Source organism: Acaryochloris sp. CCMEE 5410, assembly GCF_000238775.2.
Lineage (GTDB): Bacteria > Cyanobacteriota > Cyanobacteriia > Thermosynechococcales > Thermosynechococcaceae > Acaryochloris.
In genome coordinates this window covers 2,970,974-2,986,425 of record NZ_AFEJ02000001.1, presented here as the reverse complement: position 1 = coordinate 2,986,425, position 15,452 = coordinate 2,970,974, and the positions used below count along the sequence as shown (strand labels likewise).

9 protein-coding genes are annotated in these 15,452 nt (G+C 47.6%); 5 read left to right on the top strand and 4 right to left on the bottom strand.

Translation table 11 applies throughout. The annotated features are described in order from the left end of the window. Window positions 1-695: 695 nt before the first annotated feature. The 3 genes from ON05_RS13670 to ON05_RS13660 all read left to right on the top strand — a co-directional run bounded on the left by ON05_RS13670 (window position 696) and on the right by ON05_RS13660 (window position 6,023). A complete protein-coding gene (locus ON05_RS13670; protein ID WP_010468891.1) occupies window positions 696-4,523 on the top strand; it encodes a hypothetical protein in 3,828 nt (1,275 codons plus the stop codon). 153 nt (window positions 4,524-4,676) lie between these two features. Then, the gene (locus tag ON05_RS13665) at window positions 4,677-5,462 is read left to right on the top strand and encodes a YdcF family protein (RefSeq protein ID WP_010468893.1); all 786 of its coding nucleotides are present in this window, start codon (window positions 4,677-4,679) and stop codon (window positions 5,460-5,462) included. A 129-nt stretch (window positions 5,463-5,591) separates the two neighbouring features. Further along, the gene (locus tag ON05_RS13660; RefSeq protein WP_010468895.1) at window positions 5,592-6,023 is read left to right on the top strand and encodes a GNAT family N-acetyltransferase; all 432 of its coding nucleotides are present in this window, start codon (window positions 5,592-5,594) and stop codon (window positions 6,021-6,023) included. Between the two features lie 3 nt (window positions 6,024-6,026). Here the strand turns inward: ON05_RS13660 and ON05_RS13655 are convergent, their stop codons facing one another. Next, window positions 6,027-10,079, bottom strand: coding sequence for an adenylate/guanylate cyclase domain-containing protein (locus tag ON05_RS13655; RefSeq protein WP_010468897.1), 4,053 nt, complete (start codon window positions 10,077-10,079; stop codon window positions 6,027-6,029). A gap of 209 nt (window positions 10,080-10,288) precedes the next feature. Here ON05_RS13655 and ON05_RS13650 point away from each other — a divergent pair, with 209 nt between their 5' ends. Continuing rightward, on the top strand, window positions 10,289-11,200 hold the full coding sequence (locus tag ON05_RS13650) for a hypothetical protein (RefSeq protein WP_010468899.1): 912 nt from the start codon (window positions 10,289-10,291) through the stop codon (window positions 11,198-11,200). A gap of 167 nt (window positions 11,201-11,367) precedes the next feature. Here the strand turns inward: ON05_RS13650 and ON05_RS13645 are convergent, their stop codons facing one another. Continuing rightward, complete coding sequence (locus tag ON05_RS13645) at window positions 11,368-12,066, bottom strand: hypothetical protein (protein ID WP_010468901.1); 699 nt, start codon at window positions 12,064-12,066, stop codon at window positions 11,368-11,370. A gap of 624 nt (window positions 12,067-12,690) precedes the next feature. Here ON05_RS13645 and ON05_RS13640 point away from each other — a divergent pair. Next, window positions 12,691-13,422: an ATP-grasp domain-containing protein gene (locus ON05_RS13640; protein WP_010468904.1), complete on the top strand. Its 732-nt coding sequence runs from the start codon at window positions 12,691-12,693 to the stop codon at window positions 13,420-13,422. On the opposite strand, the gene ON05_RS13635 is transcribed toward ON05_RS13640, so the two are convergent. Both ON05_RS13635 and ON05_RS13630 read right to left on the bottom strand, forming a co-directional pair. Further along, complete coding sequence (locus ON05_RS13635) at window positions 13,419-14,000, bottom strand: Npun_F5749 family FMN-dependent PPOX-type flavoprotein (RefSeq protein WP_010468906.1); 582 nt, start codon at window positions 13,998-14,000, stop codon at window positions 13,419-13,421. The genes ON05_RS13640 and ON05_RS13635 overlap by 4 nt on opposite strands. After that, window positions 13,993-14,985, bottom strand: a complete 993-nt coding sequence (locus ON05_RS13630) for an alpha/beta fold hydrolase (RefSeq protein WP_010468908.1) — start codon at window positions 14,983-14,985, stop codon at window positions 13,993-13,995. Before ON05_RS13630 ends, ON05_RS13635 begins: the two co-directional genes overlap by 8 nt. Window positions 14,986-15,452 lie beyond the last annotated feature (467 nt).

Below are 15,452 nucleotides of genomic sequence, written 5' to 3'. Positions count from 1 at the left end.
TCACCAGATAGCAGTGTCATTCCTAAGAGAATGGTGCTGATGCTATGCAAAAAATACATATAAATCAGCAAAATCGCTTAAAGCATAAAGACTTCAAAGCTTTTTAATAAAACCGCCACCTTAGGTTTACATTTCGCTAGCAACAGACAAATCTCTTTAAATGACAGAGTGCTGAAGCAGCAGTAGAAAGCCATCTGGAATGGAGTTCTCAATAGTGAATTATAGAAGCCTGACCGTACTTTTTCCGGTAATTAACAATAATTAAGGTGCCTAGAATTGGCAGGGATCGCATGATCAAAGATGAGTAAAAAGACTTATATGGTTATAAATATTCAAAATGCGTAATAAATATTTACTTATTCACCCTTATTTGCTGGAAAATCTTTGATTGGTGGGTCGTACTGCAGCCTTCTCAGAACTCTGAATTCTAATGTTTTAGGTGTTTTCTGAGCTTTTTCGCTGGCCAATGCACGCCATTGAAAGAAGTCGATACATGGACCCAAAAGATATCTATCCTTGGAATTTACCAAGAATGAACCATAAGAAATTCTTATGATTTTGTTTATGGATTCTCATGAATCGTTGACAGGGGGCAAGCTTCATATTTCATCAAATAGTGCGAGGCTTTTCCGGTATAGTTCCCCTAGAGAAAGATTTTCACAATCACTATAAATAAGTATTTTTAGGTATTTAGTATGCGATGTCGGCAGACAATAGTCGGGTGGCTGGGTAGTTTCACGCTTATATGCTTAGTTGCGGGGATCAGCTTATCCATTACGCCCCCTGCTTTGTCAGCACCGTCCCGCCAATTCTCACAAGTCACCGATATTGTTGAAGTTTCACCTCCTGAAACGATTCAAAAGTTGCGATTAAAGATGGATCGGTATCAGCCTCAGGTAAAGATTCTGAGCCCTGCTGATGATCAGCTACTTAAAGATGATTCAGTTTCGGTGCGTTTCGATGTCAAAGATTTACCTATATTTAAAGATGCAAAGTTAGGTCTGGGACCTCACCTCAGTGTGCTCTTGGATAATCAGCCTGCTCAAGAGGTTTATGATCTGTCCCAACCTATCGTTTTTAAGGACTTGGCACCAGGAACTCATACGATTCGGGCCGTGGCTACTCGTCCTTGGTCGGAAAGCTTCAAGAATTCTGGTGCTTTTGCCCAAACAACGTTTCATGTGTTTACCAAGACTGAAGAGAATAATCCATCTGCCGATAAGCCGTTACTTACTTATGGACAACCGCAAGGCGTCTTTGGAACAGATACGGTACTGATTGATTTTTTCTTGAGCAATGTATCTGAAGCAGGGCCTAATGCAGAAAATTGGCAAGCTCAAGTCTCTGTCAATGGTTCTCAATTTCGAATTGACGAATGGCAACCGCTTTATGTTCAAGGTCTAAAAGCGGGTAAGAACTGGGTACAGATGCAGTTAACAGATCGGCAAGGTCGCAAAATAGACAATGCCTTTAATGACACCATTCGAATTGTTGAGCTCAAAGAAAATGGTAACGATACGCTCTCTCAGATTATTAGAGGTGATTTATCGGCTCTAGATGCAGGTGGGATAGTTGATAAAAACTACAAGCGGCCTCAACCTCCTGTTAAACCAGCACAACCCAGCCCGGCTCCAGTTGTCACCCCTGCTCCTGAAGCCCCTGAGCCAGCAGAGACACCCAAAGCTGAACCTGTTCCAGCACCAGTGTTGAAGCAGCCTGTTGCAACGCCAAAGCCGAAAGCACCGACCGCACCTGCACCGAAGCCTGCTCCGACGAAATCAGTTGCTCCACCACCTAAGCCAACGGAGACAAAGTCACCAGAGATTCGGAAGCAGCCCGATAAACCAGCGAAATCAACGGCTCCAGCTCAGAAGGATCAGAAGCCTGCCGAGCAAACTCCAGACAAGGGAAGGGCCTCAACACCCTCTACCAATGCACCTGGGAAACAAGCTGCTCCGGCTAAAACGAAAGAAACAATTCCTGATAAATCATCTTTACCTGCTTCGACGAAGCCACCGGCCTCTGCTACCAAAATTGAGAAGCCGCCTTTACCACCAGAGCCGACTCAGAAAGCTGCACCACCCTCTACTCCAAAGCAGTCTCAACCGAAGCCTGCTGACAAGCCTTCTAGTAGCGAGAAAACAGCGCCGAAATCCCTAGAGAAACCTGTACCGTCGAAGGTAGATGATGCTTCTAAATCAACTGCTAAAACATCAACTGCTAAAACTGTAGTTCCCAAACCAGAAGCGTCTAAAGTGTCTCCAGCACCAGCAGCAAAAACGCCAGTGTCGGAACCTAACAAAAATAAAGAAGTCGCACCTTCGAACCAACCTGAGCAACCTAAAGCTCCTCAGAAGGATGAAGAGTCGCCTCTGCAAACGACCTTTAGTAAGTTTTGGCAACAGGTTCGACCTGCTCAGGAACCTGCTAAACCCTCAACATCAACTGCTGAAAAAAAGGCGCCTCCCCAAAGGATAGAGTCGAAGCCAGCCCCCAGCCCCATCAAGCCTAAACAAGAAGAATCTGGGTCAACACCTAAACCTGCCGCTCCCAAGTCATCAGTAGAGCCCAAGCCGACTCCTAAATTCAATTCGCCGTCTAGTCAGCGGCCTACTCCATCCCCTAAACCTGTGCAGCCTCGCTCAACGACTCAAGGGAAAGCTGGTATAGACAAGAATTCGGCCTCTCCTCCAGCTCAAAAAACACCTGCTAAGCCTCAAACTGCAACTCCACCCAAGTTGCCTGCTGCCCAGCCCAAACCTACCCAGCAGCCAAAATCATCTGCTGTAAAGCCCAAGACAGCTGAACCGAGTTCTAAACCTCCCGCTAGCAGTTCAGAGAAACTACAGCTCCAACCCAAATCTCCAGCTCAAAAGCCTGGAGATCAGAATAATTCTGTGTTTTCTGGGTTCCGGGACCGGTTAAAACAGCTGCAACAAAATGCTGCATCAGAGGTTCAAAAACCGAGTTCATCGAGTTCTTCCTCTAAATCTGTAACTCCTCCTAGGTCAGTCAAGCCCAGCACAACACCAGAAAAGGCACCAACCCCAGCTAAGTCATCAACGGCCAAGTCGACAACCAGTCCAAAGAATGAAAATCTGACCCAGAAAGAGAAGCCTCAACCTTCTGTAGAGTCTCAGGAGAAGTCTCAACCTTCGGCTTTATCTACTTTTCGAGATCGATGGCAGCAACAGAAACAGATGATGTCTCCTAGTGACAAAGCTCAGTCTTCTGTGAAGTCTGCTCCTCAGAAAGCGCCTACAACAGCACCGACAACCGGGGCTGTGCCAACTCCTTCCAGCCCCAATAAGGTCTCTCCTACGAAGTCGTCTTCACCTGTGAAGTCCGAGCCTAAGAAACCCGCGCCCCAAAGTACAACATCTAAACCATCAGTTGTCCAACCGACAGCCAAGGCCCCCTTAAAAGATAAGGTCGTGGAACCCAAGCCAGTCGCTCCTCAGCCATCTAAACCGAAGCAAACAGACTCTATATTTTCATCTTTGCGAGGTAAATGGCAGCAGCAGAAGCAACTGATGTCTCCTGCAGAGAAGGCTCAGCCAGCACCCGTGAAGCCTGCTTCTCCCAAGCCATCTAGTACGACCAGTACTACATCTAAGCCTCCGAGTCCGTCTTCAACACCAGCTATACAGAAGAAACCTACTGCTCCAGGTTCAAGCCAGAAGTCGGTGAAATCTGCGGCTAAAGCGCCCGTAAAAGCTAAACCTGCTGAGTCTAAACCAGCTACAGCTCAGTCCACTCAACCGAAGTCAACAGATTCAGTGTTTTCATCTTTGCGAGATAAATGGCAGCAGCAGAAGCAGCTGATGTCTCCTGCCGAGAAGATTAACCCCGCCCCGGCAAAAACTGCTCCCAAACAAACAACAGTTGCGCCGAAGTCCCTTAGCCAAAATAAGGTTTCTCCTGCGACACCGTCTGCACCTCTGAAAGCCGAACAGAAGCAACCCGTTTCTCCCAGCACAACCGCTCAATCTACTCAGAAGGTGTCGCAATCTCCTAAGGAACCTAAGCAGCCAGTCGAGTCCAAGCCCGCTGCACCTCAGTCGGGCCAGCAAGACTCAATCTTTTCGTCCCTACGAAGTCGGTGGCAGCAAGAACAGCCTCGGTCACAGACTGCGCCAAAAACGGTTCCTTCAGCTTCACAACCAACGCAACCTAAGACCATTTCGCCTGCGACTGTAAAGGCCAAGTCTCCTACCAAAAAGGTACAAAAGCCATCTAGTCCTAAGGCACCAACTTCTACTAAAAGACCGACTAGTCAGCCCAAGACATTGAGTCCTAAAGAAACGGCTCCTCCTGCACCATCACCGGGTTCTTCCCAAGCTAGCCAGAGCACCAAGAAGGCAGATACTGCGCCACCCAAAACTCAGGTACAGAAGTCAGAGCCCAGAGTGTTTGATCCAGGTGTGTATTATCGTCGCTTTTTCCCAGGTAAGACGATGAGTACTCCTCCAGCATCGACCAAGGTCAATCCAGCTCCTAGTCTGTCAGGGATATCTCAATAACGCCGATGTCTGCATAACTGAGAGGGTATCTTTCTCAATTTCTAATTCAAAAGCGTAATACTGGGAAAGACTTGAAGGATGCTGGGTTTACGTTCAGAGATCCGTCGAGTTGGAAGGGTATGAGACGCTGATGATGGTTTGAGTTAGAGGTGTATGTTTCTATTTCTATCTAAGTTGATCCCTCAACTGATCTATCCAGTGGGGTTGAGTACGGTGCTGTTATTGGTTGCGATCGCAACCTTTTGGAAACGCCCCAAAGTCGCTGCTACTTCGGTTGGACTGGCCTTAGGTGTCCTCTTCTTTTCCGCGAATGGTTGGGTAGGAGATGGCTTGCTATATTCCTTAGAACATCAGTATCCGCCGTTAAAACAGGATGCCACTGCAGAAGCAATTGTGGTGCTGGGGGGATGTACGCGTTCGGCCCATCCTCCCCGACCCTGGGTGGAAGTGTCTGAAGCGGGCGATCGGGTGTTGTACGCGGCCAAGCTGTATCGAGAGGGCAAAGCCCCGAAAGTGGTCTTGGCTGGGGGGCGGATTTATTGGAAAGGAGGCGGCCAGGCAGAAGCGTTGGATATGGCGGAGTTGTTGAAGATTATGGGGGTGCCGGAATCTGCCCTATTGCTTGAGCCTGATTCCCTGAATACGTTTGAAAATGCCACCAATGTAAAGCGAGTGCTGGAGCAAAATGATATTGATGGCCCATTATTGCTGGTGACCTCTGCTTTTCATATGCCCCGGTCGATGGCGATCTTTGAAAAACAAGGGCTGTCCGTGATTGCGGCTCCCACGGATTATCAGGTGACGGAAGTGAATGAGAATGCTGGTTTTTTGGGATTTGTTTTGCGGCTACTGCCAGATGTTGAGGCATTAAACTACACCACCAAAGCACTCAAGGAATGGATTGGATTCTCGATGTACCGACTACGAGGTTGGGCTTAAATCGTAAAGATTGGAACTGCCGGAGATCTATGATGTTGTGAAGATCGTAGCGGCCCATGGGTGACATCATGACTTTCGCATCTAGGCTGTATGTGGTTTGTGAAGGGTCGATGGTCAGTCAGCATCTAGATGAACTTTGATACGCGTCCCTATCAGTTGGGTGATCTGCGGTATCTTCGGGAAATTTACCTGGCTTCTCGAACCGTTGCCTTTACCTGGGAGTCTCCCCAGGGATACCAGTTAGAAGACTTTGATCAGGCGACTGAGGATAAAGTGATTTGGGTGGCAGCGGTGGGAGACCGACCTGTGGGCTACATTTCCTGGTGGGAACCGGACAATTTTGTCTACCATCTGTTTGTTGATCCGCATTTCACCCGCAGGGGCATCGGCAGTGCTTTATTACACCGTTGTCTGACCCAGGTGGGTAGACCCGTATCTTTGAAATGTGTGCAGCGGAATACGGCTGCGATCGCATTCTATGTATCCCAAGGATGGCGGATTGTCTCCTCAGGCCACTCCCCAGAGGGAGCCTATTACCGGATGGTATTTGATCAGGAATAGGGGCTATGCGATCGCATGAGCCGTATCACTCACAGGAGATTGGCCCAGCTGCTCTCGCAACTGTTGGGCCTGATCCAGATGCTGTCGATGTCCCGGATCTTGAGGGTCGAGACACTGTCCCCATTGTTGGTGAATGCGGGCTTGTTCGTAGGGCATGGCCAAGGCTGTCGCGAGCTGCAGAGCTTGGTGCCATTGCTTTTGGGCTTGGGTGGTTTTGCCCTGATGCCAGAACCATACCCCTTGCCAAAGCAAGGCTCGCGGTTGAGCAATGGGAAAAGACTGGGCAAATTTCTGGAGTGATTGGCAGGCTTGACGCACCTGCTTGGCATCTTGCAAATCATGAATCCATAGCTCCATACAGCTTTCAGCAATGCCGACATAGCCTTCGTGGGTATGGACGGCAATGGGATCGGAGTCTCGGAGCAGCTGAATGGCTGTTTCGATCACCTGCTGGGCTTGGTGTAAATCTCGGTTGTGGAGATAGACGCGACTGGCAATACCTGAAAACCGAATTTGGTCGGCGATCAGGCCCGGTTGTTCGGCGAAGATGGCTTGGACTTCCTCAACGCAGGTGGTGGCGGTAGCCCAGTTTCCGAGACAGGCCCATTCTTCTGCCTGTCCCATCAGTCCCCAGGCATAGGACTGAATATCGTCATGCTGGGCTCCTAACTCCTGGGTTTCTTCCCACAATGAGATCGCATCTTGGAAACGACCCTGAAAATGATCGATTAGGGCAATGCCTGCTACAGCTTGGGCGAGGACATGCCAATCTTGCAGTTGGCGACAGGCGTCAATGGAGCGTTGAATAGTGTTCCGAGCGGGGAGCCACTGGCCCACGCCGCTTTTATAGACTCCCACAACCAGGCAAATCCAGCTAATGCAGGGTAACTGCACTTTTATTTTTTGGATGATTTGCTCTGCTAATTCTCCATACTGGCGGGCTAAAAAATGGACTTGATAAACGCCTGTGGCAAAGCACATATTGGCGTAGATGCGGGATAGTTCAGAAGACGGCGGGACCGTTTCTGCCAGGTTGAGACCGACGAGGGTGGCATAGGTGCCGAGAGTTTTGGCGTTGGTGTAGTAGCAGACTTCCCCTAGGCAAATTTGAGATCGGGTTAGCTCCAAAATATGGGCTTGGCGAGTGGGAGAAGAGGTAATGCGGCGGCGGGGCTGTAAGCGGTGCCAGAGCTGCTTCACCCCCTGGAAAGCCAGTTTAATCCCCAGAATCTGTTCATTCTGCGGAATCGGATGACCGAGGATGGTGATGGCTTGGAGCAGCTGGTGTTGACTCTCTTGCAATTGGCCTAGACCGTAATGGGCCTCTCCTAATTGGCGATGCCATCGGGCCAACTGCAGGCGCGAGACATGGGCCTTGGGGGTATGTAATGCCAGGACTTGGGAGAAGAAAGCGACGGCTTCTTGGTAGGCGCCCCCTTGGAAGGCTTGCTCCCCGGCTTGCTCTAGGTAGTAGGTAGCCTTGTCTGTGGTTTCGGCTTGCTGCCAATGGTAGGCCAGGAGAGCATAAACGGTGGCTAAATCATGGGTGTAGTTTTGTTCATACCAAGTTGCGATCGCACGATGTAATTCCCGCCGTTGAGAAAACACCAGCAGATGATAGGCCACTTCTTGGGTCATGATGTGGCGAAAGAGATATCCCAAGTTGGGAGGGGGCGTATCGAGGACAATGAGCTCTAATCGCTGCAAACTGTCCAGATGTTCGGGCAAGTGGTCCTTATCGGCAGCTAGGGGATAAATGGCTTCCAGTAGGTCGCCGCGAAAATTACGACCAATGACGCTGGCCACTTTGAGCATCAGCTGTTGAGGGGGGAGGAGGCGATCAATTCGGCTGGTGATCAATCCTTGCAGGGTGTTCGGTAGATCCAGATCTTCTAGGTGTTGATCGGGAACTGTAAGTTGACACTGTTCCTGCTCGATGTGGATAAAGCCATTATCTCGCAGACTATAGGCCAATTCTTCACTAAAGAGGGGATGGCCTTCGGCTTTGGCATAGACAAAGTCTGAGACAGGCTGAGGTAAGTGAGCGACTTCTAGCTGCTGACTGACAAACTGCTGAGTTTCGCGGTGAGTTAGGCCTCGAAGTCGCAGATACTTGGTTTGCTCCGACTCTAAGAGTTGGGTATAGTCTTCCGGCCAGGGTTCGGCCAAGGGGCGGGTGGCAATGACACAGAGAATTGGCAATGCCTGTTGATGAACGGCCAAAGCCAAAGCCCACGAAGCCGAATCTAGCCAGTGGGCATCTTCGAGAATGATAATGTGGGAATCTTGATCCAGTCCTGTTTGCAGTAAATATAGCAATATATTGCGGGTATTGTCGGCACGAACTTGGCCTTGCATTTGCTGGGTGATCGGGGTTTCTGGGAAATCGAGACCAGAAATGAAATTTAGAAGTGGTGTGAGGGCAATCAGATCTTCCCGAGCACCTAGCAGATCTAGAATGCGTTGGCGTCGATCCGCAGCATTCAGCAATTGCTCAAGCTGGAGAATTTGGGTGAAGATGGGCCGCCACGCAAAATAAGGGGTGAATTTCTCAATGGCATCACCAGCACCGACGATAAACGGTAGATCTTGGGTTTGGCACCATTCTAGGAAGTTGAGAACAACCTGAGACTTACCAATGCCAGCTTCTCCCTCCAGGATAGCGGTGCCCCCCTGTTGGTCAAACTGCAAAATCTGGGCTAACTCTAGCAAGTGCTGACGTTCGCGTTGACAACCCACCAGGGTGCGTGTGGCATGCTGCTGCTGCTTGAGAGCCCCCAAGGGTTGATAAACGACGATGGGCTGTTCAATGCCTTTGAGGCTTAAAGGGGGTAAAGCGGTAAAGGCAAGACGACGGCGGGCAGCCCGATAGGTGGTGGGGTCGCACAGAATATTGTCTTGAGCCGCTTGCATCAACCGGGCGGCTAAATTGACGATGTCGCCAATCACGGTGTATTCCCGACGACGGGTACTGCCAACGATGCCGCAGAAGACGTTGCCCGTGGTGATGCCGATACTACAGCGCCAGCCCAAACCCTTCAATTTGGTCTGCATCTCTAGGGCGGCTCGCACCCCTCGGTCGGCGTCATCTTCATGGGCAAAAGGAGGCATGCCTAAGGCAGCGACCAGGGTGGCTCCTTTGTCATCGACACTAATTTTGTTGATGCTGCCCTCAAACCGATAGAGGCTACTTTGGAGTGCCTGCATAATGCGCTGAGCTTGCTCTAGGGGCGTTTTGGCGTTGAAGTCGGGCAGATTAATAAAGAGTAAGGTCAGCAGTCGGTATTCTGCTAACCATTCCCGTTGACCGGCTTCTAGTCGATCTAGAATGGCGCCGGGAATGTAGGCTTTGAGACCTGCTGCTAAATCAATCGGCAGTTCTTTAGGACTGATCTTTGGGGGTGGGTCTACTTTTGATAACGCAGTCAGATGCCAACAATCGCTGTCGATAGTAGTGCCAATACACTGATACTGAATTAAGGTAATGACTTCAGCAGAGAGGATGACTTGTCCGGGTTGGGCCAAACTTTGGGTTAAGCGAATTTGCCCTAAGGGGGCACCTGTGATCGCGTGTTCCCAACGTTTATAGACACCGCCCACATGTGCGATCGCAACATCGCCTGCCCCAATGCCAATCCGTAGAGCGAGGGAAACATCACTCGTCGCAGTATAGGACTGGGAAAACTGTTGAATAACGAGGGCGCATTGGCAGGCTTGGAGAGTTTGCGCTTGGAGAGTCTCGTCAGCTTCCTGGACGGGCCAAACTGCTAGAAGTGCGTCTCCCGCAAATTTGAGGACGTCACCGCCATACTTCAAAATCAAATCTACGATCTGGCCAAAATAGGCGTTCAAAATAGCGGTCAGGGTTTCTAAACCATCCGGTCCAGATTTCACCAGGGTTTCAGTAAGGATGGTAAATCCCGAGATATCGATAAAAATAACGGCGGCGGGAAACCGATCAATTTGGGGTTTAGCGATGGGGGTCGGATCTTGGAGTAACCGACGCACGACAATATCTGGGACGTAACTCGCCAGGATGTCTATCTGTTCGGCCACTATCGTTTTCCTTGGTTGGGAGCGGTGTGAGTTGACTCTTTCTATCTTTACTCATGATCTAGCGATTCGTCAGATCCTGCTCTCTGGAAACTTGTTGATACTGCTAGAGGAACTATACCCGCCTAATAGGACTAAAGATGTCCGATCACCTGATCAGGATGGGGAAAATAAGAGAATACGCTGCTTGTTGATTGAAAACTCAGAGTTGAGTGTTCCGTCAGCACAGTCCGCAACCCTACCGTGAGCTGATGCCAGAACAACGAATTGTCACTAACCGAGTCTTTGTCCTGGGTTTAGATGAACTCTACCGCGAGGCGATGAAATGCCATGAGCGTACTGAGTTACTCCAGTGTGCAGAAGAGGTGGCCTCGGTATTGTCTCTTGCACCAGGCAATGTTCCAGTTGAGGGGTACTATACAGAATCACCAGAGCTGACTCGGTATTTTCAATTGGTCCGAACACTGCAAAATGTCCCACAGGAAAGGGAAGCGGAAGTTTCTGATGTAAAGAGTTTCCAACGTCTAAAACAGGTGACTGGGTCACTTATATTTGGAACTCCAGCGGACCAACGCTATTTATTGCCTACAGGTAAAGATGCATTGTCCATCGCCATGAAGCAAACCTTCCCAGCTTGGACAATTGCTAATTTAACGGCTGAAACATTTCATATTGCCATCGATTCCGACGACTATTCTTTAGTGGCTATTGCTGCTCTGTCAAAAGACCCGGTTGTACTAGCTGCTTGTCGTGAATCAGTAGTGCTGTATGCCTTTGCAGTAGCTGGTAGTGCCCATATATCTGAAGAACCGGAGTACCTTTGGCAAGTAGACCCGTTAATTGAACAACGGGCAACGAAATTTGTTCGCACTTTCAATCAGCTGTTTAATGAATCATTGCCAGAGCCCACGTCAAAACATGCCAGGGAATATTTTGTGGCTTGTTGTGAGTGGAAGTTGGTGGGGCGTTGTGTGCATATTGGGTTTGATGACAGTAGCAAACCTGTTCGACACTACCATTGGGCCATCAAGCGAGGGACGGATTATCAACTCACGGTTGAAGAGTTTTGGGACAATGAATTGTGGACAACCCAGCGGTATAGCAAGAAATTACGCGCCGATTAACACAGTGACTAGATCTAGTTTACGTTTACCAGAAGTAATTCAAAAGCCTTGGGAATCTGTGATAAGTCTTAGTATTATGAGAAGTCTTGAAATGTCAAAATCTTGGGCTCATACTCTGTTTTAAAAATAAATTAATTCTGATATATTACCCTTTTGAAAGACTTATTCTAGAAGCAGTGTCCAAAAAATGAATGGCCTTTTCTAATCCAGTTGAAACTACTTTGAATAGATCGACCACTGCGATCAATTTTATACTCCAATATCCAACAGTCATGATAATATCTTCTGATTGTTTTGAGATTTATTCTTTTTTCATAAAAGTTCCGATTTTTTTCTCTTCCATACCATCTAAATCTCTCTTGTGCATATGCAGGCTCTTCAAAGCTTAGCTTACTGAAATGCCAAGGTTTTGTAACTTTATCTACTTTTCTTGCTAGTATTTTTCCTATTATTTTTGAATCTTTAAACAATCCTGGATCAATTGTTTTTTGAATATATAGTCTTATTTCATCTTTAGATAGACCAGTTTTATTATCATCTTCAACTAAATATACATCTTTTAGTACGATCTGGTTTTCTATATTTGGAATGGATTTTCCATCAGTTTCATCCGATTGCATATTTTCAAGATTGAGGCTTTTAATAGCCATATTAAATGGCTGTTTTAAAGGTAGGCCAAGAGAATTTATTTGTCTTTTTGCAGAGAAATCATATATAGCTAATGAGCATCCTGTCATTATTGATGCAATAGTTATAATTACGGAAATCCTTATATTTACTAAAACTACTAATAAATCTCTAATAGATAAATTTTCATGGCTATTTAAAAAGTCAATAAGCTCTTGATTATTATTTTTATTACCCATTTTGGCTACCTTGAGTTTAAAGCGAATAATTTCATGAGATTTTAAGGCAAGAATTAAGATCTTATTGAAGATCCTTACTAAAATATTTATTGAAAATTCTAGATGTATTGATATCGAGAAAATCGAGAAAAAATGCGCAAGATAGGAAGATTTTTAATAAAGATTAATATTTATTTTTTATTTAACCGTAGTTAACTTGTCTTGGCTTATTTATTTGATAATGTTGATTGCATAAGAGTCTTTTCGCGATCCTGCTGAGATAATTTCAACAGAATAGATCTGGAGTATTTTGGAGCAAAAAAGCTATCTGGTGATATGTCCGTTGCGAGCCTCTTAGAGTTAGCTTAATGTTGTAGACCCTGCCTTCGAATAACATTATCAAGATATCTCTGCATCCATTAGTCACTGTCGTCCCCTGGGAAAAAATGGTTTATGCTTGCTGAACCATAGTACGAGCAGTTTTTGAGTCTGCCTTAACAGCTGATCAAAGCAATGCCGAACGACTTATGAATGAGTCTGCCTGGGTTCATAGCATGTTCGTCAGGGGATACTTCCTGCATCAGCTTGGGTTGGAATAGGATGACAGAAACCACCCAGCCTCGAACGAGTTGAATAGTTACTCCAATGCCAACACTCCTGCTGACACCCCGCTATACAGACGATGCCCAAGCTTTATGGCGTGCTGCGATTGAACTGGGTTGGGATGTGGAGCGAATTACTCGTTGGGATGTACCTGCGCATCTGCTGGAAGTTGAAGAGCCTGTGTTCTATTTGGAGGCTTTGATGGCGCCACTTCTGGCTGAGCAATTTCAACGCCGTCTGCTAGAGCCACCCATCGACTGGTTGCCAAAACTACCGGAGCCATATCGCCAGCGTTCGATTCGTTTGAGCACTTTGGAGCAGGCTAGGCAAATCGAGACGGCTGCTTTTATCAAACCACCAAATGATAAAAGTTTCCCTGCACGGGTGTATATAGGGCCTGAACTACCGAATGGATACCCTGATGAAACCCCTGTTTTGATCTCTGAGATTGTGCAGTGGGAAAAGGAATTTCGCTGTTTTATTCTGAATCGGACGTTGAAAACTTTCTCGGTGTACCTCCGCGAGGGAGTGTTGCAGCGGGATAATCACTTTGCCCATTCTCCTGAGGAAGAAGCAGCTCTGGTTGAATTTGTTAGCGAGATTTTAGCGGATGAGACGATTGACCTGCCCCAAGCAGCTGTGGTTGATGTGGGTGTGATTTGCGATCGCAGTTGGGCAGTGGTCGAACAAAACGCAGCCTGGGGAGCTGGAATCTATGGCTGTGACCCTATACAGGTATTGGAAGTCTTGAGACATGCTGCAGTATCCGCTTAAGGATTCAGCGCTTGTTGTTTCCAAGTATCGTTGGCTTCTAAGGTATAACCACACCGCTGATGAGGTTGTCCTTTGAGTTCTAGATGATCGACTTCTTGGGGGGCCAATAATAGCAAGCAAAACGCTTCCAAAGGGGTCGAGCAGGTAATCGATTCCTGTGATGCTCCTTCAGACTCGCTTTTAAGTTGTCCTGGATGAGGCCATGCAAATTGCGATCGCGCTCCTTCTGATAATGCTAACCAAGCTGTCTCACGCAAACGCAGAAGATCTGCATCCTCCTCTGTTGCCGTCACCACCATCAATTCCCCAGAGATACGAAACTGCTCACGGGTTTTGGGAAAATACCAACACAACGCCCCCCAAGGATTCTCCGCAATTTGCTCGACCTTTTTGCTGCGCCGATCCGTCACAAACTTCAGCGTATTGCTGCCGTCTAAAAAACCGCGAAATACCACCGTTCGATTGGCGGGGCGATTTCCTTGTACCGTCGCTAACTGGGCATAGCGGGCATAAACCAACGACCGATTCCGATGTAAGGCTCGACTCAAAGCCGATCGCCAAGGGGCAAGTTCAGTCATCCTGCTCCTTTGAATTTTTAGACTGATTTGCCAGCACCCACTTCACTGCTTCTACCATTACCTCTGGCTCATCTACCCATACAAAATGACTGCTATGGCTGGCGGAGAGCTGTTTGCTAACAGATGAAAGCTGCATCAAATCGATATGGATTTTGTCTCGTAAACGGTTGGCACTCCGCAGCGGCGTTAACCTCGTTAGCAGCGACGGTTTGAAAAATGACTGGGACTTGATACTGGCGAGGGGTAAAGTGCCTAAGTTCTCCGCTACTCGGAGCTGGCGTCCACTCTGGTCTAAATTCCACAACTCTCGACACATGGTAATCCAATGTTTGGGACGACAAAAGGAATGGGTGACAGGCGTTAGCTCAGTTGGAGGATACTTTCTCAACGCTGGCTTCACTAGCTTAAACACTTGGCAAAGCCGCAACAAACGAATAACGCCAAAGGCTGACCCCACAATGGACATCAAAAAACCGGAGATAAAGAAAAGCTTCAGGGCCTTGAGCTGAAATGGCATTTTCAGCATGGCTCGCTCATGAAGACCATCAGTTAGCACTAATCCCGACACTTTTTCAGGATAACGATGGGCATAGAGCCGCATGTTGTAGCTGCCAAATGAATCTCCAACTAAGAGATAGGGCAGTTCCACCTTGGCCTGGGTTAATAGCAGGTCTAGCTCCTTAATCACTTGGTCGCTGGTTCTAGGATGAGGGCTATGATCGCTCCATCCATATCCCGCTCGATCATAGATATAGACTCGGCCTAAAGGGGCCAGTTTGTTTAATAACAGATAACCTTCCAGGCCCCCTAAGCTGTGGTCTAACACAATAGTTTGCTGGCCCGTACCCATTGTCTGAAGGTGCAGAGCATAGCCACCGATATCAATGCGCTGCCCTGGCGGTGAGGTTCGGTTTTCGATTAGGCAAGCAATGATTTGGTAAATCGTAGTGATGGCTAGCAGCAAAGCTTGAAGTTGAAGCGGCATAGTTTGGACGGCTGACTAGCAAACGTTTTGCGGTGAACAGAAGCTATCAGGTTTAGTGTATCTGGCGACTGTTGCAGTGTAACCGGCCTCTAGTTCCAGAGGCGAGAAAAGTCTAAGGCTTCTGGTGCTTTAGAGACCAGGGGAAACCAATGGCCGATGGGATCTTGCCCTTGACCTATGTCTAGGGCATTCTTCTAAAATTTTGATCATTGCCTCGATATAATTGCTTACTTCAGCTATAGCAAGTTAACGCCAGCATTGAAGGTTGTGATGGATGAAACCACATTTTTTTACAGCTAGTGGACTACCAATATCGTTCAGAGTTCAAATGGAATAAAGAATTGTAAACTTTAGCAGAATCGTTATGTGAAATCTTGATAGCTACAAAATAATGCACTTTAAAAAACTGCGATTATTATTCTCTGATTCCATTAAAACGTTGATATGAATTTATCCCTGCAAACTCC

Excerpts from the sequence above, each read along its gene's own strand:
- ON05_RS13645 (WP_010468901.1), bottom strand. The coding sequence starts at position 12,066 with ATGGGTAATAAAAATAATAATCAAGAGCTTATTGACTTTTTAAATAGC.
- ON05_RS13660 (WP_010468895.1), top strand. The coding sequence starts at position 5,592 with ATGAACTTTGATACGCGTCCCTATCAGTTGGGTGATCTGCGGTATCTT.
- ON05_RS13635 (WP_010468906.1), bottom strand. The coding sequence starts at position 14,000 with ATGACTGAACTTGCCCCTTGGCGATCGGCTTTGAGTCGAGCCTTACAT.
- ON05_RS13630 (WP_010468908.1), bottom strand. The coding sequence starts at position 14,985 with ATGCCGCTTCAACTTCAAGCTTTGCTGCTAGCCATCACTACGATTTAC.
- ON05_RS13665 (WP_010468893.1), top strand. The coding sequence starts at position 4,677 with ATGTTTCTATTTCTATCTAAGTTGATCCCTCAACTGATCTATCCAGTG.
- ON05_RS13670 (WP_010468891.1), top strand. The coding sequence starts at position 696 with ATGCGATGTCGGCAGACAATAGTCGGGTGGCTGGGTAGTTTCACGCTT.
- ON05_RS13640 (WP_010468904.1), top strand. The coding sequence starts at position 12,691 with ATGCCAACACTCCTGCTGACACCCCGCTATACAGACGATGCCCAAGCT.